Source organism: Kitasatospora sp. NPDC089509, assembly GCF_044749365.1.
GTDB lineage: Bacteria > Actinomycetota > Actinomycetes > Streptomycetales > Streptomycetaceae > Kitasatospora.
Genome location: NZ_JBIVHS010000003.1, coordinates 135,273 through 154,149, shown reverse-complemented (window position 1 = coordinate 154,149; position 18,877 = coordinate 135,273). Strand labels below are relative to the sequence as shown.

Genomic DNA, 18,877 nt, shown 5'->3' with positions numbered 1-18,877 from the left:
CAATGAGCGTGCCCACCGACGTCGCACGGTTCCGCCTGGGGCACCGGGCGAGCATGACCCGCACCGAGGGGGTGCGGAGCACGACCTACCACTCGCAGTGGCACCTGTTCCCGCTCGGCGAGAGCCGGCGGCCGGAGTCCGGGTCCGTCGTCCTCGAAGCACTCTGCGGGGACTGCCGGGCGCCCGTCAGGGTCGTGCTGGAGTCCGAGCCGACCGCCCTGCAGAAGCAGCGGACCCGCGGCACGCTCGGCTGGCTACTGCTCGCGGTGGGGATCGCCCTGGTGGTCATCGCCTGCCTGATCGGCGGTGGCGGCGCGGTGCCCGGTCTGTCGGGCGTGAGCGGCCTGATGGCCGTGCTCTTCAGCTTCGGCGTGCGCAGCTCGGCGAAGGCCTATCCGGGCGTCCACGTGGAGCGCAACCAGTTCGCCGCCACGGACGCCCCGCACCGGATCTTCGTCAGCTGACACATCTGACACATCTGACACAACTGGCACCGCTGACACCAGCGTTGCGGCACGGTCAGGGTGCCCCGGACAGGACCTCCACCACGCCGGTGTCCAGCGAGTAGTAGGCGCCGACGACGGCCAGGGCGCCCTTCGCCACCAGCGGGGCCAGGTCGGAGTTGGTGCGCAGGTCGGCGGCGGTCAGGGTGACCTGGGCGCGGGACATCGTCTCGACCGGGTCGGCGCCGCCCTCCCGGACCGCCTGGTCGTACGCGGGCCGCAGGGCCTGGGCGATCGCCTCCAGGTTGCCGGGCAGCGGCTTGCCGTCACGGAAGGATCCGTACGCCGCCTTGACCGCGCCGCAGCGCTGGTACCCGAGGACGACGATCAGGGGGGTGCCACTCGTCACGGGCCCGTACTCGACGGACCCGGTGACGACCGGGCCGACCGCCTCACCGCCCGTGCGCATCACGTACAGGTCGCCGAGGCCGGTGTCGAAGAGGAGCTCGGGCGGGACCCGCGAGTCGATGCAGGAGAGGACCGACCCGAACGGCTCCTGCTCCTGGGCCACCAGCTGACGCCGGTCCGGGTCCCGGTCGGGGTGCTGCAGGTCTCCGCTGACCCAGCGCTTGTTGCCGTCCATCAGCCTGTTGAACGCGGCGGCGGGCGTGGTCGGCCGTGCTTGCGGCGTCGACGATGGTGAAGATGACGGCGAAGACGACGGCGAGGCGGGGGAGTCCGCCCTCGTCGTCGTGCATCCGGTGAGCGCGAACGCGGCGCTCACCAGCCCGCCCGCGAGCAGTGCCCGACGACTCGGGTGACCGGTTCCGTCCATCGCTGCGTTCCCCTCACTGGTCAATGCTCACTGCCGCTCGGAAGCGTCCCTGGGTGCGGACCAGGCCGATTGTTCGGCCCGGGGCGGGTGCCGTGGCGGCAGGCACGAGCGGGTGCGGGGCACATTGCTGCGGACGGCCCACAGGACCCCGGGGCCCCGGCCGGACGGAGCAACGCCCGGCCGGGGCGAGGACGGTGGCGGTGGCGGCCAGGGGTGCGGGTCAGATCAGGTGCTGCGCCCGGAGGTCGGTCACGTACTTCGCGATGAGGGCCGGTGACAGCCGGGGGATGTCGTCCGCCCCGTCCAGGGCGGCGGCCCGCACCGCGGCGCGGAACCGGTCCGCGGGCAGGGCGGACCCGGGCAGTGGCGTCTCCGGTCGGGCGAAGGCGTGCAGCAGGGGGAGCAGCGAGTGCTGCTTCCGGTGGTCTGGCAGGCCGCGCAGGGCGGTCTCGAAACGGGCGAGCCACTGGGTGTGGTCCTGGACCCGGTTCAGCGGGTGTCCGGCCGCCGCCAGCCAGTCGACGAAGGTGTCGAGGGAGATGCCGTCCTCGTGCGGGTTGACCACGTTGAAAGTCCGGTGGCCCTCGCGTGCGGTGTCACCGAGCGCGGTGACGGCCCGCGCGGTGAAGTCCACCGGGAGCCCGTCGTAGTGCGCGCCGCCGTCCCCGGTGCCCCGGGTGTAGAAGCTGCCGGGGGCGATGCCCGTCGCCAGCAGGCTCAGCAGGAGGCGGGTGAAGACGTCCGTGGGGTTGAACTGGCCGCGGTAGCGCGGGTGCGCGAGGATCAGGTTCGAGCGGAAGACGGCGACCGGCAGCCCGAACGTGTCGTGCGCCTCGCGCAGCAGCACCTCGCCGGCCCACTTGCTGGCCGCGTACCCGTCGGCGTAGTCGCCTTCGAGGTCGCGGGTCCGGCAGGCGGTGCGGATGTCCGCCGACTCGTCGGCCGCGGCCTCGTTGCCGAAGACGACGGCGACCGTCGACAGGTAGGTGAACTGCTTGATCCGGGAGGTGACCGCGAGCCGGATCAGTTCGGCGGTTCCCCGGACGTTGGGACCGAACAGCTGGTCGTAGGGCAGGACGTGGTTGACCAGGGCCGCCGGGTGGACGATCAGGTCGACGGTGTCGGCCAGTTGTCGCCAGGTCGCGTCGTCGAGTCCGAGGTTCGGTTCCCCGATGTCGCCGGGGATCACCCGCAGGTGCCGGGCGGCGGACGTGCGGTAGCGCGCCAGGAGTTCCGGGTCGCCGCTGTCGAAGGCGGCGTCGAGCCGGGCCCGGGCCGTCTCGGGGGAGGAGCCGCGGACCACGCACACCAGCGTGCCACCGCGCTCCGCCACGCGGTCCAGCCATTCGAGGCACAGGAAACGGCCCAGGTAGCCGTTGGCGCCGGTCAGCAGCACGGTCCGGGCCTCGGGCAGCGGACCGGCCTGCTGCTCGGCCGTGACCTTCCCGGCCGCGACGGTCCCGGCCGCGACCTTCCCGGCCGTGACCTTCGCGGCGGCGAGGGTCCGGGCGTCGAGGAACGCGTCCAGCCGCAGGTCGGCCGCGTCGAGTCGGGTCGCGTCCGGGCCGTGGAGGCTGTCGGCGGTGGGGCGGCCGTGGCCCGACGCGAGTGCCCGTTCGACGTGGTCGGCCACCCGCTGCAGTGAGTTGACCGGGTTGATGACCACGTCGACGGGAACGTCGACGCGGTAGATCTCCTTCAGCAGCCGGGAGAACGACAGCGCCGTGAGGCTGTCGCCGCCGAGGTCGAGGAAGCGTGCCCGCGGCTCCACGTCACCGGTGCGCGGCCCGAGCAGCGCCTGTGCGGCGCGGAGCACGGTCTCCGGGACGGGCCGGTCGGGGCCGAGTCGGCGCAGCGCCCGCAGTTCGTCGGCCTCGCGGTCGGACAGTTCGGTGTACAGCGCTTCGAGCTGCTCGCCGTAACGTTTCGTCAGGGCGGGCCGCAACGGCTTGCGCACGCCGGAGAGCAGTCCGTTCTCCTGGCTGAACGGCTCGCTCTCGATGAGGAAGTCCCGTGGGATCTCGTAGGAGTTGAGGCCCGCGCCCCCGGCGAGCTGTCGCAGGGACTCCCGCAGGAGCGGCCTGATGCGTTCCGGGTCCCCGTCGGCGCGGTCGAGGGCGTCCCGGGTCGGCACGACGACCGCGAGCAGGTGGGAGCGGGCGCTGTTGCCGTACAGGAAGATCTGCCGGACGACCGGACTGCCGCCGTAGAGCGCCTCCAGGCGGGAGAGCGTGACGAACTCGCCCTGCGACAGCTTGAGGACGTTGGAGCGGCGGTCGACGTACCGCAGCGTGTCCGGGCCGACCAGGGCCATGATGTCGCCGGTGCGGTAGAAGCCGTCCTCGTCGAAGGCCTCGGCGGTGGCGTCCGGGCGCCGGAAGTAGCCGGGGACGAGCCGGTCGGACCGGATCAGCAGTTCGCCCCGGGGGTACGGCGAGTCGGTCCCGAAGTATCCCAACTCGGGTACGTCGACCAGCTTGTGGTCGGTCACCGGCGGGCGCAGCAGCCGGCCGTCGAGGGCGACCGTCCCGGCCTCCGTCGAACCGTAGCCGTCGCGTAGCCTGACCTGGAGGCAGTCCTCGACGAACGCCGTCAGCTCGGCGCTCGGCGGAGCGGAGCCGCTGACGGCCCACAGGAGGCGGCCGCCCACGACCTGCTCCCGCAACTCCGCCTTCGCGTGCTCGGCGGCGGCGGTGGCGGCGCCGTCGTCCGGCGCGGTCCGGCGGGACAACTCGGCCCGGTAGTGCTGGAGGAGCAGGTCGCAGATGCGGGGGACCATGACGAACTCGGTGGGCCGGACCAGCGCGAGGTCCGCCAGGAGCGTCGACAGGTCGCCGGAGGCGGTGAAGCAGGCGAGGCCGCCCCGGGCGAGTGTGTGGAACAGGACGCCCTTGCCCATCATGTGGCTCAGCGGCAGGTAGTTCAGCGCGATGGAGGGCCGAACGCCCTGGCCGGGGACGAAGTCGAGCCAGAACTGGCTGACCAGCCGCTCGGTGTAGATGGCGCCCTTGGGGGTGCCGGAGCTGCCCGAGGTGTGGATCAGGGTGCTGAGCGCGTCGGCCGCCGACCCGTCGGGGACTTCGGGGAGTTCCGGCAGCGCCCTTCCCCGGTCGATGACCGATGCCAGGGTGTCCAGGACGACGACCCGGCGCTGCGCCGTGAGCCGGCCGCGCGCGGAGTCCAGCGCCTCCTGGTGGGCGGTGACCCCGGGGCGGTGGCCGATGACGACGATCCGGCCCAGCGAGGGGGCGTTCTCCGCCAGTTCGAGCGCGACCTCCAGGTGGTCGACGTCCACCACGAGCAGGCGCGGGCCGGTCTGTTCGACGACGGGGGCCAGCTGTAACGCCGGGGCTCCGGCCTGGAGGGGGACGGACACCGCGCCGGAGCGTATGCAGGCCAGCTCCACCACGGCGTACTCGGCGCTCGGGGAGCCGAGGACGGCGACGAGGTCGCCCGCTCCCACCGGGTGGCCGGGGTGGTGCCGCCACTCGGCGGCCACCGCGCCCACCCGTTCGTGGAGTTCGCGGTAGGTGAGTGTGTCGAACCGCTCCAGCAGACGCGGCGCGGTCCGGCCCGTCCGCGGGTCGGTGACGAGCTCGGTGGCACGCTCGCCCAGGGCGGGCCGGTCCGCGTACCCCTTCATCACCGTGGCCACCAGGGCGGCGAGCGGCAGTCCGGGCCGCCGGATCGCCTCGGTGACGGCGTCCAGGGGTGCGGTGGCACGGAACTGCGCGTCGGTCTCGTACAGGCGGGCGCTCCGCCGGTCGGTCCGGGCGTCGAGGTCGACGGCGGAGGGGCGTTCGAAGGAAAAGGGTCGTTCGGGTGCGGAGGGTCGGGCTTGGGACACGAGTGATCTCCTGTACGGCCGTGAAGGCCCCTTCGGGCGAGGGGAGTTGCCGTGGGGGCAGGGGTGTTCGTCTCCAAGGGAGGGCCGGCGGGCGGGGTGGCCGGCCCCGCGTTCACCGGTCTTCCGTGGCTCCTGGCGCGTCGGTGGCGTCGGCGGCGTCCGTAGCGTCGGCGGCGTCCGTAGCGTCGGTCGCGTCGGTCGCGTGCTCGCGGGTGAGGTGGACGATCGCCGCCGCCGCGGTACGGGCGCCGCCCTCGTCCCGGGCCTCGATCGCGTCGACGAGCCGCCGGTGCAGCCGGGCGTGTTCCTCGACCTGGGCGGCGTCCCAGGCCAGGCCCCCGAGCGAGGAGGTGAGTGCCGTGCCGAGGTGGTCGTACACCTCGACCAGCAGGTCGTTCCCGCTCGCCCGGACCACGGCCCGGTGGAACAGCGCGTCGACGTTCAGGGCCGCGGCCGGGTCGTCACCGGCGCAGGCCGCGTCGGCGTCGGCCAGCAGCTCCCGCAGCTGCCGCAACTGGTCCTCGTCGCGGCGCAGGGCCGCGGCTCCGGAGGCGTACTCCTCCAGGACGGTCCGCAGCTCCAGTACGTTGTCCCGCCGTGCGGAACCCGCCCGTCGCACCAGGACCGACTGGAGCTCGCTCGACGAGCGGACGTAGGTGCCGTCGCCGGCCCGGGGCTCCAGCAGCCCCAGGTGCACCAGTGCGCCGATCGCCTCCCGCAGGGTGCTGCGGCCGACGCCGAGTTCCTCGACGAGGGCCTGCTCCGGTGGGATCCGCGTCCCCACCGGCCAGCCGCCCGACTCGATGTGGGAGCGGAGGCTGTCCACGAGCTGGGCGGAGAGGCTGGCGGTCCGCCGCGGTGCGCTGATGCGTGTCATGACGGCACTCTATACAAACATCAGACATTTGAACATCATGCAGAAATTCGATCCGGGAAAAACATGTGTCACGACACATGTGTCGTGTAACGTGTCCGATATGAGTACTTCAGCGAAGAATCCCACCCTGGTCTTCATCCCCTGCTTCTCCGGCGCCCCCTGGAGCGTCGAGCAGCTCGCCCCCTACGGCGACGCGCCCCGGCGCACGCTGCGCCTGCCCGAGGGCGTCGACGACATGGAGCGGTACGCCGACCACGTGGCGGACGCGGTCGCGGACCTGGACGACTGGGTGCTGGTCGGCGACTCCTTCGGCGCGAACATCGCGCTCGCGCTCGCCACCCGCCGCCCGAAGGGCCTGCGCGCCCTCGTCCTGTCCGGCGGCTTCGCCGCCAACCCGGTCACCTCGAAGCCGTGGAAGGCCCTGATGCGGGTGATCGGCAAGGCCCGCGGCCCGCTCTACCGGCAGCTCACGCTGCGGGCCCACGCCCACCGGCTCGCCTCCCCGTTCGACGGCGAGGGACAGGAGCCCTGGAACGAGGCGCGCAGCCGTGAACTGTTCCTCGTCAACACCCCGGCCGCGTCCTTCGGCGCGCGCGTGCGGGCCAGCCTCACCGCCGACTACGTCGACGCGCTCGGCCGGGTCCAGGTCCCGACCCTCATCCTGTCCCCCGCGCACGACGTGCTGATCGGCGAGGACGCCTCCCGGACCATGCTCGCCGGCATCCCCGACGCCCGCGAGGTCGTCCTGCCGCGCACCGGCCACATGTTCCGCTTCTCCCACCCGGTCAGCTACGCCGCCGCGGTCGACGACTTCCTCGCCGCCCTGCCGGGAACCCGGGCAGGTGCCGGTGCGTAAGGCCGAACACCTGCGGTTCGCGATCCTGGCGGCCCAGCGCGAGGGCAACCGGCTGCTGATCCAGGCCCTCAAACCCCACGGCATCACCCCGTCCCAGGCCGAGGTGCTGCGCCTGCTCCAGCAGCACGGCACCCTCAGCCTGAGCGGGCTCGGCCAGCTCCTGGTCTGCGAGAGCGGCACCAACCCCAGCCGGCTGGTCGACCGCGTCGTCGCCGCCGGACTGGTCGAGCGCCGCACCGACGCCGAGGACCGCCGCTACCTCCACCTCAGCCTCACCCCCGCGGGCGAACGCCTGGCCACCGAGGTGGCCGGCATCGAGGAACTCCTCTACGCCGGGATGGACGCCGCCTGCGAGGGCCTGGACACCGACGCGATGCTCACGTTCCTGCACCGGTTCATCGACCCCCTGCCCTCGGGCAAGGCCCTCACCAAGCGCCTCGACCTCGACTGACGCCCCGGCCCCGGCCGTTGCGGGCGTCGGCTCCGGCCGTTGCGGGCGTCAGGCCCGGGGCGTCTGCAGCCAGTCCGCCTCGACGGTCCAGAACAGCTGGCGCGCACCGAGGTAGTCGCGGGCGAAGTCCGTGAACCGTCCGCGGGTGTACGGCTTCCCGGTCCTGGGATCCTTGGCGTTGATGTCCGGTTCCTGGACGGCCATCGCGACGAGGGGGAGTGAACCCTTGTACTCGTGGAGGAACTTGTAGGAGTTCTCCATCTGGTACGGCCGGTCCGGCAGGGTGTCCGGTCCTCCGATGCCGATCCGGTCCTTCCGGGCGAGGTCGAACATCTCCCTCATGCGGGTGTGGTCGTCGTCGTCCGGCAGGAAGTTGATGTACTGGATGAACTGCGTCCTGGTGAAGACGCTCTTGCCGAAGCGCATGTTGTCGATCTCGGCGTCGATGTAGGAAGCGGAGGTGTACGCGGTCCGGTCGTTCGCGGTGTCCACCTCGACCGCGGTCTCCGGCAGGTTCACCCCGGCGAGCCTGCCGTCGAACCGCTGGGCCATCGCCTTCAGCATGGCCTGGAAGTCCGCCCGCACCCCGGTGTTCCACTGCGCGACCATGGCCCCGTGGGTGGTGGGGTTGTCGGGGTTCTCGTCGACCGTCGGCGCGACCCCGCCCTCGTCCTTCACGTACTGGGGGACGTTCGCGTCCGCGAGGGCCACGTCGAAGAACCGGTCCTGGACCTGCACGTACAGCTTCTTGTGGCGTTCCTGGAGGTACGTCAGGGCGTCGTCCAGGCGCGACCACCGGTACTCCCCCTGCTTCCCCTCCAGGGCCTTCCAGGGGGCCACCACCTGGACGCCGCCGATGTCCGGCCGGTCGATCATGGCCTTGACCTTGGGGTCCGCGCCGGAGGTGGCGTCCTCGAACGCGCCGAGCGACATGTACAGGTTGTCCGTCACCTTGCCGTGGGCCGCCGAGGCGGTGGTCCGGTGGGGGAGGGGATCCGCGGCGGCCACCCCGACGGTGGTGGTCAGGGCGAGGGCCGCGAGGGCGACGGAGCCGACGGCTCCACGATGCATCATCATGCGCGGGACGCTAGAAGGATGTTCTAAGCCGAACATAAGAACATCGGGGGACGTCCGCCCCGGTGCGGGCGGGTGCCGGCACCGGGGCGGACGGGGAGTACGAGCGGGGCCGGACTTCGGTGGCGTCCGGTCACACCCGACCCGGTCAGCAGAGCCCGGTCAGCACGACCCGGCGGGCTTGTCGCGGACCACGAGGTCGTTGCGCCCGACGGTGCCGTCCAGCCAGAGCACCCGGGTGCCCTGGTCGGCCACGGGGTGGTACTGGCCGCCCCGGTTGCAGGAGACCCGGACCGGCGTGCCGCCGGTGAGCGGCAGCTGGTACAGCTTGGGCAGCGCGGCGTTGGACCAGCCGGTGGTGGGCTCGGGGCTGCGGTGGACGTAGCTGACGGCCTGGTCGCTGGCGGTGAACTCCCGCTCGGTCAGGCTGTACCGGGAGTCGGCGGGCAGCAGGTCGGTCACGCCGGAGCCGTCCGGTGAGCCGGAGCGCAGGGCGGTGGGGAGGGTGCGGTCGGCCGGGGCCGCCAGCCAGAGCAGCCGGTCGCCGGCCAGGACCGGGGAGCCGAGGAAGGGCTTGGCGCCGTCCTGGGGGGTGCTCACCGGGTACTGGGCGGTGACCTTGCCGGTGGCGGTCGAGTAGACCGTGGGCGCCTGGACGGTGGCGCCGTCGGCGCTCCAGGTCTCGATCCAGCCGAGCCGGCCGTCCCGGAAGGCGAGGGAGGAGGAGACGTTGTGTCCCTCGGGCAGCGGCAGTTGGGTCGGCGTGGCGCCGTCGTGGGACAGGTACACCCGGGTCTGGTCGGTGGCGTTGTCGGTCAGCGTGAAGGCGATGTCGCCCCCGGACATCCGCAGGTTGGCGAGCGACCCGTGCAGGCCCTGGAAGAGGGTGCGGAGCGGGCCGCCGGTGAGCGGGGCGGTCACCACCGCTATCCCCCAGGTGCCGGTGGAGTCGGGCCCGACGGCCAGCCAGACGGCGGACTTGCCGTCGGTGGCGGCCCAGCCGTGGGTGCGTCCGTCGTCCGGGCTGAGCCGCACCGGGGTGCCGGTGCCGGTGGTGGAGCCGGTGTACAGGGCGATGCCCTTGTCGTTCGGGAGGACGCTGCCCATCACCCAGTGGCCGCCGCCGGTGACCGGACCGAGGGGGGCGGTTCCGCCGGGCATCAGCGTGCGGCTGTCCGTCCCGACCCGGCTCTGCCAGCCGGCCTTGATGCCGTGCGCGTCGAACGCGGCCGCCACCTTGCGCAGGTCGGCCGCGCTGAGCTTGAGGGACTTCCCGGCGGCCAGCACCGCGTTGCGCCCGGCCACGAAGTCGTCCAGCGGGGTGAGGTACTCGGCCAGCGCGCGGTAGACCAGCCGGTCCGCGGTCAGCGGGTCGAGGGTGCGCCGGATGTCCCACAGCGCACCGCTGAAGATGGTGGAATTGGCGTGGACGCCACCGTTGTCGAACTCCTTGCCGGCACCGAGGTAGTCGTTCACGGTGGTGTGGCGGTTGTCCAGGTTGCGGGTCGCGCACTCCTGCGGGGTGCCGGTGCGGCACAGGCTCTCGCCCATCAGCGGGGCGGTCGGGTCGTCCATCGCGATGCCGTGCGCGGTGACCTCGACGGCGTTGCCGAAGTAGTCGGCGATGCCCTCGTTCATCGCGCCGGACTGGCCGATGTTGACCAGGTTGGCGGTGTGCTCGACGACGCCGTGGGTCATCTCGTGGCCGGCCACGTCCATCGCCGCGGAGAACGGCAGGTGCAGGTCGTCGCCGGCGCCGTAGACCATCGTCCGCCCGCCCCAGGCGGCGTTGACGAACGGCCGGCCGTGGTCGGTGACGTTCACCACGGACAGGATCGGACTGCCCTTGCCGTCCAGGCCGTCGCGGCCGAGCCGGTTGCGGTAGAAGTCGTACACGGCCGCGGCGTTGACGTGGGCGTCGGTGGCGCCGCTGCTGCCCGCCGAGGCCGGGAAGTCCGGGCCTGGGGAGGAGACGGGCAGGATGCCGTCCGGGATGCCGCCACCGAACTCGGTGAAGTCCCGCCCGCCGCCGTCGTAGGTGAGGATCCCGGCGGAACGGGTGGCGTCGACGAGCTGGTAGCTGCCGTCCGGCTGGCGGGAGACGTTCACCGGGACGGTGCGGCCGTGCAGGTCGGGGGCGCTGCCGACAGCGGGCACGGCGGCGGGCCCGCTCGCGGCCGCGGTGTCCGGGCCGCCGACCCGGTACGGGGTCGAGGACTCCTGGGCGAGCGCGACCACCCCGGTGGTCGCGTCCACGTACACGTCGTGCACCAGCGGGCCTCCGCCCGCCGCGTCGTCGGCGCGCACGCTGAAGTGCTGGGCGAGCCGGCCGGCGCCGCCCGGCAGGACGACCGGGCCGCGGTCCTCGACGGCGGCCCCGGCCCTGGCCCGCGGATCCTGCACCGCGTCGAGCGCCTGGCGGCGCAGCTCCGCGGCCGGGGCGACCGGCTTGGTCGGGGCGGTCAGGCCGGTGAAGTACCTGCCGCCGACCGACTCCACCCGCTGGTCGGCGCCCTCCCCGACCAGCCGCACCAGGTACTGGCCGCCGAGCACCGGCACGCCGCCGTGGTCCTGCTGGAACCTGACGGTGTGCCGGTCCTGCCCGGTCCGCTCGACCGCGACCTCGGTCAGGCGCGCCGGGTCGACCCGGAACCGGTCCGCGTGGGCCGCCAGAAAGGCCCGGGCCGCCTCCGCCGGGCCGCCGGGCGCGGCCTCGGACAGCCCGGTCACCAACTGCGGAGCCTCGGTGCCCTCACCGGCCACCAGCGCGGGTACCGGATCGGGCTCGGCTGACGGGCCCGGTGGCGCGGCCAGGGCGGGCGACACGGTCACGGTGAGTGCCAGCGCCAGACTCAGCGCGGCGCCGGTGCCGAGCAATCCGGCCGTCGGACGGGAACGGTGATGCACTGCGGCCCTCCACAGGGGTCGATGGCGGGGCGGCGCCGTTGCGCCACCCCTTCGCCGGACCCAACGGGTTGGCCTACGAACCAGGTTCAGGGGGGTGGTGCGCTCGTGGTGCTGATTTGTCGTCAAGTCATGGACGGTGAAAGGCATGTGACGAGATAATTGAATCTACAACTACGCCGTGCAGGCCCGCGCCGGCCCCATCCGGCGCTTGGTGATGCGCTGCGACTCGCTGTGATGCGCTGTAATTCGCTGGCGCGACGCACACCGACCCCCGACCCTGGTCACCGTGCACGAGCCCAAGCATCAGATCCGCGCCCTCCACACGGCCTCCACGGTGACCGTCTACCAGGCCTACGCCCCGCACATCGGCCTGCCCGCCGCCCGGGACGGCCGCTTCCCGCAGGCCTGGCAGCGGGACCGCATGACGTGGATCAAGCCGTCGTTCCGCTGGATGATGTACCGCTGCGGATGGGCGGGCAAGGAGGGCCAGGAGACCGTCCTCGCGATCGAGATCACCCGCGAGGGCTTCGAATGGGCCCTGGCCAACGCCTGCCTGACCCACTACGAACGCGGGCTGCACACCGACCGCGCCGCCTGGAAACGCCGGCTGAAGCGGGCCCCGACCCGCGTGCAGTGGGACCCCGAACGCGATCTGCACCTGCGGCCGCTGCCCCACCGCTCCCTGCAACTCGGCCTCGCGGGCGAGGCCGCCGAGCGCTACGCGGACGACTGGATCGTCTCGATCGACGACGTCACCGCCCTCGCGCACACGATCCACGCCCACGTACGGGACGGGGACCTGGACGCCGCCCGCCGGCTCCTGCCCGCCGAGCGCCCCTACCCGGCGGGCGACACGCTGCTCGCCCACCTGCACGCCTGAGCCGGCCCCGCCCGCCCCGGCGACCGGGCCGGCCCGGTGGAGCGAGTGATCAAGCGAGTGATCAGTCGAGGATGATCGGATTGGTGAGAGCGGCTGCCTGCCCGTCGGGACGGCGGACCTCGATGCGGACGAACGCCGACTCCTCCGCCGTCGTGTCCCAGCACACCGCTCCCGCCCCGTCGCCGGGGAGAGGGGCCCGGTGGACCTTCCCCCGGTCGGTGCGGAAGCTCACGGTCCCCGCCGGCACACCGCGTACCGCCGCCCGGACCTCCACCGGCCCGCCCCGCGTCGCCAGCCGCTCGCCGACCCCGGCGACGCGACCGTCGGCACGGGCGGTGAACGACACGTCCACCTCCGCCGACTCGGCGATCCAGCTGCGGCCGGCGCGGATCCCGGCCAGCACCGCCGCGGTGCTCAGCTCCTCGGCGAAGACCACGGTGTGCGGGGTCCCCAGCTGCCCTTCCAGGTGGGCGTCGCTGTTGCCCATCGCCGGCCGCCACGAGCCGGTACGGAGGTCCGCCGCGAGGCTCCGCCCCCACTCGGCCAGCGCCGCCTCGTTGTCGGCGTTCCAGGGCCGGTCCGACCTCCACAGCCCGTTCCACACCTCCACCACGTCGAAGCCGTGGAAGGGGAACATGAAGTCGCCCGACGGGTAGGGCGCATGCGGGTGCGCGGCGACGCACAGGCCCCCCACCCGGTGGACCTGATCCAGGCACTCGTCCACCAGCCCGTCCCTGACCTGGTGGTTCCAGTCGACGACCTGGCCGGGCCCGAGGCCGAGCGCCAGCCAGTGCCCGGTCCTCGTGGTCACTTCCTCGCCGAGCAGGATCAGGAGGTCATCGGCGGCCACCTGCCCCCAGACCCCCGGAGCCGCGACCGAGTTGTGCTCCGTCGTCGCGATGAAGTCGAGCCCGGCCGCCCGCGCCCGAACGGCCAGCTCCTCGGGGGTGAGTTCCCCGTCCGAATGGACGGAGTGGACATGGCAGTCCCCGCGGTACCAGGCCGCCCCGCGCCCGACCGCCCGCGCCGGCGGGAAGCTCACACTCGACAAGGCTCCCCCTCGAAGTCCTTCCGGGCCAACTCCCGCCCGGAGAAGCCTCCATGGTGGCACGGGCCGCCGTCGACGAGGGTGACGCCGATGGCGAGCGCCGACCCCGTGGAACAATCCCATGGGAAGGTCAATTCCTGTCCTGATCGCCGGCGCACCCGCCGGTCAGGCACACGCACGCGCACACTTCCGGGGGGAACGATGACGACACGCGCCCACGCACTCTCCGCTGCCACGGCCCTGGCCGGGGCGGCGGCACTCCTGCTCGCCGGATGCGGCACGGAGGTGCCCGCCCTGAAGTTCGGCTCCGCGCAGCCGTCCGGGGACCGGCTCGCCGCCCAGCCGCCGTCGGGTCGCTCGCTGAAGCTGGCCCAATGGCCGCACGGCTGCGAGGTGTTGAGCGACGCCGAGATCAAGGCGATCCTGCCGCAGGCCGACAGCATCAAGCGACAGCCGGTCAAGGTCACCATCATCAACTTCAACCCGCTGACCGAGGCCGACCCCGGCACGACGGGCGATGCGCCCGACGCCGGCTGCAAGTTCGGCTTCGGCCTGCCCGACAAGTACGAGAGCAAGAGCAACAGCAGCATCACGCTCACCTTCACCGCCGTCGCCGATCCCGCGCTCGTCACGAAGAGCTACGCCAAGGACCTGGCCCGCGCCCGCGAGGACGCGACCAAGTACCACAAGGAGTTCGACGACCTCGGCACCTCGCTCGGCCCGCAAGGCTGCTACTCCGACGACCTCGCCAGGGGCAACCTGACCTGCCACCAGGGACCGTACGAGTTCGAGCTGAGCGGCATGTCGACGGCCAGCGGCGTGGGGCAGTACCCGGCAGCGGACCGGAACTGGGGCGACAAGGTGCTGCGCCAGGTCGCCCGCACCCTCGGCGCGCGCATGCAGTGACGGCGGCGGACCGTCGGTACGGCGGTCACGACGCCGGACTCGGCGAGGGGTCCTGATCCACCGTCGGTGCATCAGGACCCCGTGGCCGGCGGCGACATGGCCGGCCTCGCCGACGCCGACCTTCGCCGACGGCGTCGTCGGGCCCGTTCGTCACCGGATCGCCCCGGTCGCCCCGGTCGCCCCGGTCGCCCCGGTCGCCCCGGTTGCCCCGGTTGCCCCGGTCGCCCCGGTTGCCCCGGTTGCCCCGGCGGCAGGGCCGGACCGGTCGAGCAGCAGGCGCACGTGTTCGGCGACGACGGTCGGCTGCTCGGCCTGGATGAAGTGGCCCGAGTCGGCTCGCTCGAACCGGCCGTCGGGCAGCGCCTCGACCCACCGGCGCTGGTGCTCGGCCATGGCGGCGTGGTGCCGCGCCCGGCCCGGCTGCGGACGGGTGGCCGAGAGCAGGACGGTCGGACACGTCGGTGCGGCGGGCGGTTCGGCGCGGAGTCGGGGGATGGCCTCGGCCACCGCCTTGATCTCCTTCCTCGTCTGCGCGACGCCCGCCGGCACGAATTCCTCGGCCAGCATGGCCGCGTAGGTGTCCGCGGGGAACACCCGGCGGATGTTCCCGCTGGTCAGACGGGCCATTGAGGGGAACCGGACGAGCGCCTGCAGCACGGCCAGGGTGCGGTCGACCTGGGTGACGGTCCGGTCGAAGGTGTCGTAGGCGGGCGCGGTCTCCGCCGTCGGGTCGAGCAGCAGCAACCCGCGCAGCCGTGGGCCCAGTGCTTCCGCGGCGCGGCGCGCGACCAGGCCGCCCATGCTGTGCGCGACGAGCACGAGACGGCCGGGCACGACCGTCTCGACCAGCGCGACGAGGTCGGCGGCCAGGTCGTCGAGGCTCAGCCCGGCCGACGTCCGGCCGCTGCGGCCGAACCCGGCGCGGTCGTACGCCACGAGGCGCGCCCGGTCCGCCAGCAGCGGCAGCACCGGGTCCCAGCAGGTGCGCCCCATCCCCCCGCCCGCTTCGAAGACCACGTGGTCCGGCCCGGTGCCGGACTCCTCCACGTGGACGGTCCGGCCGTTCACCGGTACCGCCCGCCCCGTCGACTGGCGCATGGCCCCTCCGATTGCCGTCGATCCCGACCATTTCCACTTTCGATAATAGTGTCGATTGTGGAATCGTAAAGCCCATGGACACCACCGACGTGCTTCTCCACCCGGTGCGCCTGCGCGTCGTGCACGCGCTCGCCGGCGACCGGGTCCTGACCACCTCCCAGCTGTGCGAGCGCATGCCCGAGGTACCGAAGGTGACCATGTACCGGCACATCGGCGTGCTCGCCGAGGCCGGCTTCCTGGAGGTCGCCGAAGAGCAGCGGGTGCGCGGCGCCGTCGAGCGGTACTACCGGCTGCGCCGGGACCGTCCCGGCGTCGGCACCGACGACGCCGCCGCGATGACGCCCGACGACCACCGCCGGGGCTTCGCCGCCGCCATGGCCGTCCTGATCGCCGAGTTCAACGCCTACCTCGACCGCGAGGGCGCCGACCCGGTGGCCGACGGGGTCTCCTACCGGCAGGGCACCCTGTGGCTGAGCCCGGAGGAACTCGGGCGGATGACGGGCGACCTGCTCGCGGTCCTGGGCCCCTACCTGGCGAACGAACCGACACCGGGGCGCAGGCCCTACCTGCTCAGCCCGATCCGCTTCCCCACCGGCCCGACGGCTCACGACGACGACACTCGGCCCTGAGGCAGGGCCATCGCACCCGCCGCCGGCCGGAGGTCCGGCCGGGACGACGGGAGGGCCCACTACCCTGGGGCGATGCTGCTTCCCGCCGTTCCGCGCGTCCGCCTGCGGTCCACCGTCCGGCCGGCCATCGACACGCCGTTCGGTCCGCTGACCTTCACCACGGCCATCGGCAGCACGGCCCTTCCGCTGCTGCCCGATGCGCTCTTCGAGCTGCCGGGCGGTCGTACGGTCGCCCGCTGGGGCACCCCCGTGGCCCGCGTCGAGCTGCTGCTGTCCCCGTACGACCCCGGGCTCGATCCCGAGAACTGGGGCCCGCTGACCGACTGCCGCGCGGCGGTGTGGCGGATCGACGTCCTCGCGCCGATCGGGCGGGTGCAGTTCGGGGCGGTGCTGCCGGTTCGGCTGCCGGAGGGTGCCGACGCGGGGTGGGACGGTGGACAGTCGCTGGCCGCGATCACGGTCGACGACGACAGCACCAAGCTCACTATCGGAGGCAACGACGAGGAGGCGATCTGCCACGCCGCCGGCGCGGAGGTCCCGCGTCGGTGGGCCGAGCTGATCGACCAGGTCCACGACCACTCGCACAGCACCTGGGGCGTGGACGCCGACCACCAGCACGGCATGACCTGGACGCTGCCCCCGCTGGAGACCGGCGACCACTGCGAACTCCCCGTGGTGGCCGCCTGGGCCCCGGCCGCGGACGAGACCGCGAACACCTGGTACGCCGTCCTGGCCTCGTCGACGGACGTGCTGCGGCAGGTCACCGCCGAGCCGGCAGGTGTTGTGGTGGTGCGAAAGTGCTGACGGGACGCATCAGGGAACTACCTCGACGACAGCCCGTCGTCGCTCCTGCGAGCCCAGGAAGTCCGTGTTGTCCGCCCACTGATCGACGCTCCCGATCCGCGGCAGGGCGCGCAGGTACGGGTCGGTGACCGTCCCGGCCAACGCGTCCGCGAATCGCTCCGCGAACAGCACACGGTACGGGCGGCCGTGGTACGGCCGGCAGGTCGTGGCCAGCGGTGCCGTCAGGCCGGCCTCGTTGTGCAGTGCGGCCACGGCCTCGTAGGCGTCGCACAGGTGCTCGGCCCGCGGGCGGTACTCCGTCGCCGCCAGAGCTCCTCGGAGGAACGGCGTCAACGTCCCGGCCACCGGCAGTTGCCCGAACGCGCTCCCCAGCCACTTTCCGTAGGGCGCGTAGCGGCGCTCCAGGAGCAGGCACAGTCGCATGAGGTCGCGGACGAGGCGTCCGGCGACGACCGCCGACCCCAGCGCGTCCCCGACTTCCGCGCAGCGTCCCACGAACGCCTCCTCCTGGGAGATCCGCTGCCACTGACAGGCCAGCAGGTACCGCCACACCTGGTCCGGATACCAGGACAGTCGTTCTCTGGCCGTCGTGAGCGTGCCGAGACCGTCGTGGAACACCTCGCCGCCGGTGATCTCGGCGAGGTGCTGCTGCGGTACGGCCAGCCAGTCGCGGACCGTGGGCTCGGCCGAGGTGGGATCGACGCCGAGGTGCCCGGTCAGCCACGCGCCGGCGTCCAGCGTGAGCACCCGGTGGTTCACCGGCCCCTCGGTGGGCTCCAGGTGGCCCACCCGGTCGTTGACCAGCCGGAAGTGCGTGGGGCGCCCACGGACCTGCTTGGGCAGCCGCTCGGCCAGCAGGCGGTGGATGCGGGCACCGTGCGCGGTCGCGTCCCGCGGACCGAGGAAGAGCAGCAGCCGCGGACCCCAGTCGTGGTCGGTCGACCTGGGAGTGTCGAACCCCAGGACCTCCGAGCCCGCACCCACCAGCGCGGCGGCATGCGGCAATCCCGGATACGTCTCCGCCAGGATCGGCCGCACCGCCTCCTCGTAGAGAACGCGCGACAGTGCGAGCCCGGGGAGGAAATCCGCATCGGATGTCGTCACCCGGTCACTCTGACCCACTCGGCATCCGGCAACCACCGATTTTGCCGGTGCTGGCCACAGCTGCTCGTCGAAGCCTGTCCGGCGCGACCGCACCGATGCGGTCGGCAGGTCAGATCACCGTGCCGTAGCCCGACCTGTCGGCCAGGAGTCGGCCGAAGAGATCCGGCATCGCTTCGGCGACGGTCCGGGCCTGGTGCAGCAGTCGGCCGTGACCGGGCGGGTAGTGGGCCGCGTCCAGCGGGAAGGCGCTCTGGAGGCGCTGACGCAGCTCGTTGTCCTGACAGCGGACGAATGCGTCGGCCGCGGCCGCCCACAGGCTCGGCCACAGGTCACTGACATGGTCACTGGTACGCCAGTACGGTTGGTGCGCGTCCTGTTGCAGGAGTGTGCGGGCCTGTTCCCGGGTGAGCGTGCCTTGGCGGGTGGCGGCGATGATCTCGGCACGCCTGGTGGTGGAGCGCCACACGTCGACCCAGTAGGCGGCCGCGCAGGAGTTCGTGCGGGCTTGCCAACTGCCGCTCGTGGAGTGGGCGATGAGGAACGTCAGGACCGGTCGACGCCCGAGCGCCGCGACCAGCGGGAAGACCAGCTGGCTGGTGAGGTTGTCGTCCAATGTGAGCAGCGGCAGCACGTCGTCGGCCACGCGCACGGTCAGGGCGGGGTCGGCCGCCAGCGCCTCGCCCACAAGCAGACGAGTGGCCTCAAGGCGCTCGTAGCGTTGCTGCGCGTCGGCGTCGGCGTCGCCGTCGGCGTCGTCAGCGGCGGCGGCGGACGGCAGCGACAGCTGGGGCTGACCGGGCAGGATGCGGCACCGAAGATCGTCGAGCGACTGCTGCAGCAGGCTGATGTCCAACAGTCGGCCCCCCACGAGTCCGCATTCCTGCCCCAGAGCGTATGCCGTCGTCCACGGGGTGCCACGACACAACACCGGGGCGGGCGTTGCTGAGGGGGACGACCGCATGATCCGGCTCTGCCGCTGATCTTGGGGCGGGTCGAATCGGACCCCGGGGGCCGAGGGTGGCCACCTCCGGGCATTTATCGTCAGATCGACGAGAATCGGTTATGCTCGGCACGCGCGGTCGACATCTCGATCTGCGACTCAGGAACGAGCCGCACAC

General features: G+C 72.7%; 17 protein-coding genes. 8 read left to right on the top strand and 9 right to left on the bottom strand.

Translation table 11 applies throughout. The features are described 5' to 3' along the window. Positions 1-2 precede the first annotated feature (2 nt). Complete coding sequence (locus ACIP4P_RS06990; protein WP_400915548.1) at positions 3-464, top strand: hypothetical protein; 462 nt, start codon at positions 3-5, stop codon at positions 462-464. 55 nt (positions 465-519) lie between these two features. Here ACIP4P_RS06990 and ACIP4P_RS06985 read toward each other — a convergent pair whose 3' ends face one another. Then, the gene (locus tag ACIP4P_RS06985; protein ID WP_400915546.1) at positions 520-1,086 is read right to left on the bottom strand and encodes a carbonic anhydrase; all 567 of its coding nucleotides are present in this window, start codon (positions 1,084-1,086) and stop codon (positions 520-522) included. Here ACIP4P_RS06985 and ACIP4P_RS06980 point away from each other — a divergent pair. Further along, entirely contained in the window at positions 1,076-1,264 is a 189-nt protein-coding gene (locus ACIP4P_RS06980; RefSeq protein WP_400915545.1) for a hypothetical protein, read from the top strand. The genes ACIP4P_RS06985 and ACIP4P_RS06980 overlap by 11 nt on opposite strands. A gap of 234 nt (positions 1,265-1,498) precedes the next feature. Here ACIP4P_RS06980 and car read toward each other — a convergent pair whose 3' ends face one another. Further along, the gene (car, locus tag ACIP4P_RS06975; RefSeq protein ID WP_400915544.1) at positions 1,499-5,125 is read right to left on the bottom strand and encodes a carboxylic acid reductase; all 3,627 of its coding nucleotides are present in this window, start codon (positions 5,123-5,125) and stop codon (positions 1,499-1,501) included. Between the two features lie 112 nt (positions 5,126-5,237). Beyond that, a complete protein-coding gene (locus ACIP4P_RS06970) occupies positions 5,238-6,002 on the bottom strand; it encodes a FadR/GntR family transcriptional regulator (protein WP_400915543.1) in 765 nt (254 codons plus the stop codon). Positions 6,003-6,102: 100 nt separating this feature from the next. On the opposite strand from ACIP4P_RS06970, the gene ACIP4P_RS06965 reads away from it, so the two are divergent. Together ACIP4P_RS06965 and ACIP4P_RS06960 are read left to right on the top strand one after the other, a co-directional pair. Beyond that, entirely contained in the window at positions 6,103-6,858 is a 756-nt protein-coding gene (locus ACIP4P_RS06965; RefSeq protein ID WP_400915542.1) for an alpha/beta fold hydrolase, read from the top strand. Continuing rightward, positions 6,845-7,309: a MarR family winged helix-turn-helix transcriptional regulator gene (locus tag ACIP4P_RS06960; protein ID WP_400915540.1), complete on the top strand. Its 465-nt coding sequence runs from the start codon at positions 6,845-6,847 to the stop codon at positions 7,307-7,309. Before ACIP4P_RS06965 ends, ACIP4P_RS06960 begins: the two co-directional genes overlap by 14 nt. Before the next feature lie 48 nt (positions 7,310-7,357). Here ACIP4P_RS06960 and ACIP4P_RS06955 read toward each other — a convergent pair whose 3' ends face one another. Then, positions 7,358-8,386, bottom strand: a complete 1,029-nt coding sequence (locus ACIP4P_RS06955) for a hypothetical protein (RefSeq protein WP_400915538.1) — start codon at positions 8,384-8,386, stop codon at positions 7,358-7,360. Positions 8,387-8,545: 159 nt separating this feature from the next. Then, positions 8,546-11,290: a M4 family metallopeptidase gene (locus tag ACIP4P_RS06950; RefSeq protein WP_400915537.1), complete on the bottom strand. Its 2,745-nt coding sequence runs from the start codon at positions 11,288-11,290 to the stop codon at positions 8,546-8,548. Positions 11,291-11,576: 286 nt separating this feature from the next. On the opposite strand from ACIP4P_RS06950, the gene ACIP4P_RS06945 reads away from it, so the two are divergent. After that, positions 11,577-12,170 carry a DUF4291 domain-containing protein gene (locus ACIP4P_RS06945; protein WP_400915535.1) on the top strand — a complete coding sequence of 198 codons (594 nt, stop codon included), beginning with the start codon at positions 11,577-11,579 and terminating at the stop codon, positions 12,168-12,170. Positions 12,171-12,231: 61 nt separating this feature from the next. Here the strand turns inward: ACIP4P_RS06945 and ACIP4P_RS06940 are convergent, their stop codons facing one another. Continuing rightward, the gene (locus ACIP4P_RS06940; protein ID WP_400915533.1) at positions 12,232-13,212 is read right to left on the bottom strand and encodes a CehA/McbA family metallohydrolase; all 981 of its coding nucleotides are present in this window, start codon (positions 13,210-13,212) and stop codon (positions 12,232-12,234) included. Positions 13,213-13,419: 207 nt separating this feature from the next. Between ACIP4P_RS06940 and ACIP4P_RS06935 the strand changes: the two genes are divergently transcribed. Then, a complete protein-coding gene (locus ACIP4P_RS06935; RefSeq protein ID WP_400915532.1) occupies positions 13,420-14,124 on the top strand; it encodes a hypothetical protein in 705 nt (234 codons plus the stop codon). Positions 14,125-14,274: 150 nt separating this feature from the next. On the opposite strand, the gene ACIP4P_RS06930 is transcribed toward ACIP4P_RS06935, so the two are convergent. Then, complete coding sequence (locus tag ACIP4P_RS06930; protein WP_400915530.1) at positions 14,275-15,222, bottom strand: alpha/beta fold hydrolase; 948 nt, start codon at positions 15,220-15,222, stop codon at positions 14,275-14,277. Positions 15,223-15,296: 74 nt separating this feature from the next. On the opposite strand from ACIP4P_RS06930, the gene ACIP4P_RS06925 reads away from it, so the two are divergent. Then, positions 15,297-15,851 (top strand): helix-turn-helix domain-containing protein, encoded by a 555-nt coding sequence (locus tag ACIP4P_RS06925; protein WP_400915528.1) that lies wholly within the window; start codon positions 15,297-15,299, stop codon positions 15,849-15,851. A gap of 72 nt (positions 15,852-15,923) precedes the next feature. Beyond that, a complete protein-coding gene (locus ACIP4P_RS06920; RefSeq protein WP_400915526.1) occupies positions 15,924-16,655 on the top strand; it encodes a hypothetical protein in 732 nt (243 codons plus the stop codon). A 9-nt stretch (positions 16,656-16,664) separates the two neighbouring features. On the opposite strand, the gene ACIP4P_RS06915 is transcribed toward ACIP4P_RS06920, so the two are convergent. Both ACIP4P_RS06915 and ACIP4P_RS06910 read right to left on the bottom strand, forming a co-directional pair. Next, positions 16,665-17,759, bottom strand: coding sequence for a DUF4037 domain-containing protein (locus ACIP4P_RS06915; protein ID WP_400915525.1), 1,095 nt, complete (start codon positions 17,757-17,759; stop codon positions 16,665-16,667). 109 nt (positions 17,760-17,868) lie between these two features. After that, positions 17,869-18,612: a hypothetical protein gene (locus tag ACIP4P_RS06910; protein WP_400915523.1), complete on the bottom strand. Its 744-nt coding sequence runs from the start codon at positions 18,610-18,612 to the stop codon at positions 17,869-17,871. Positions 18,613-18,877 lie beyond the last annotated feature (265 nt).

Coding starts and splice junctions, on each gene's coding strand:
- ACIP4P_RS06990 (WP_400915548.1), top strand. CDS start 3: ATGAGCGTGCCCACCGACGTCGCACGGTTCCGCCTGGGGCACCGGGCG.
- ACIP4P_RS06985 (WP_400915546.1), bottom strand. CDS start 1,086: ATGGACGGCAACAAGCGCTGGGTCAGCGGAGACCTGCAGCACCCCGAC.
- ACIP4P_RS06970 (WP_400915543.1), bottom strand. CDS start 6,002: ATGACACGCATCAGCGCACCGCGGCGGACCGCCAGCCTCTCCGCCCAG.
- ACIP4P_RS06965 (WP_400915542.1), top strand. CDS start 6,103: ATGAGTACTTCAGCGAAGAATCCCACCCTGGTCTTCATCCCCTGCTTC.
- ACIP4P_RS06955 (WP_400915538.1), bottom strand. CDS start 8,386: ATGATGATGCATCGTGGAGCCGTCGGCTCCGTCGCCCTCGCGGCCCTC.
- ACIP4P_RS06935 (WP_400915532.1), top strand. CDS start 13,420: ATGACGACACGCGCCCACGCACTCTCCGCTGCCACGGCCCTGGCCGGG.
- ACIP4P_RS06930 (WP_400915530.1), bottom strand. CDS start 15,222: ATGCGCCAGTCGACGGGGCGGGCGGTACCGGTGAACGGCCGGACCGTC.
- ACIP4P_RS06925 (WP_400915528.1), top strand. CDS start 15,297: ATGGACACCACCGACGTGCTTCTCCACCCGGTGCGCCTGCGCGTCGTG.
- ACIP4P_RS06920 (WP_400915526.1), top strand. CDS start 15,924: ATGCTGCTTCCCGCCGTTCCGCGCGTCCGCCTGCGGTCCACCGTCCGG.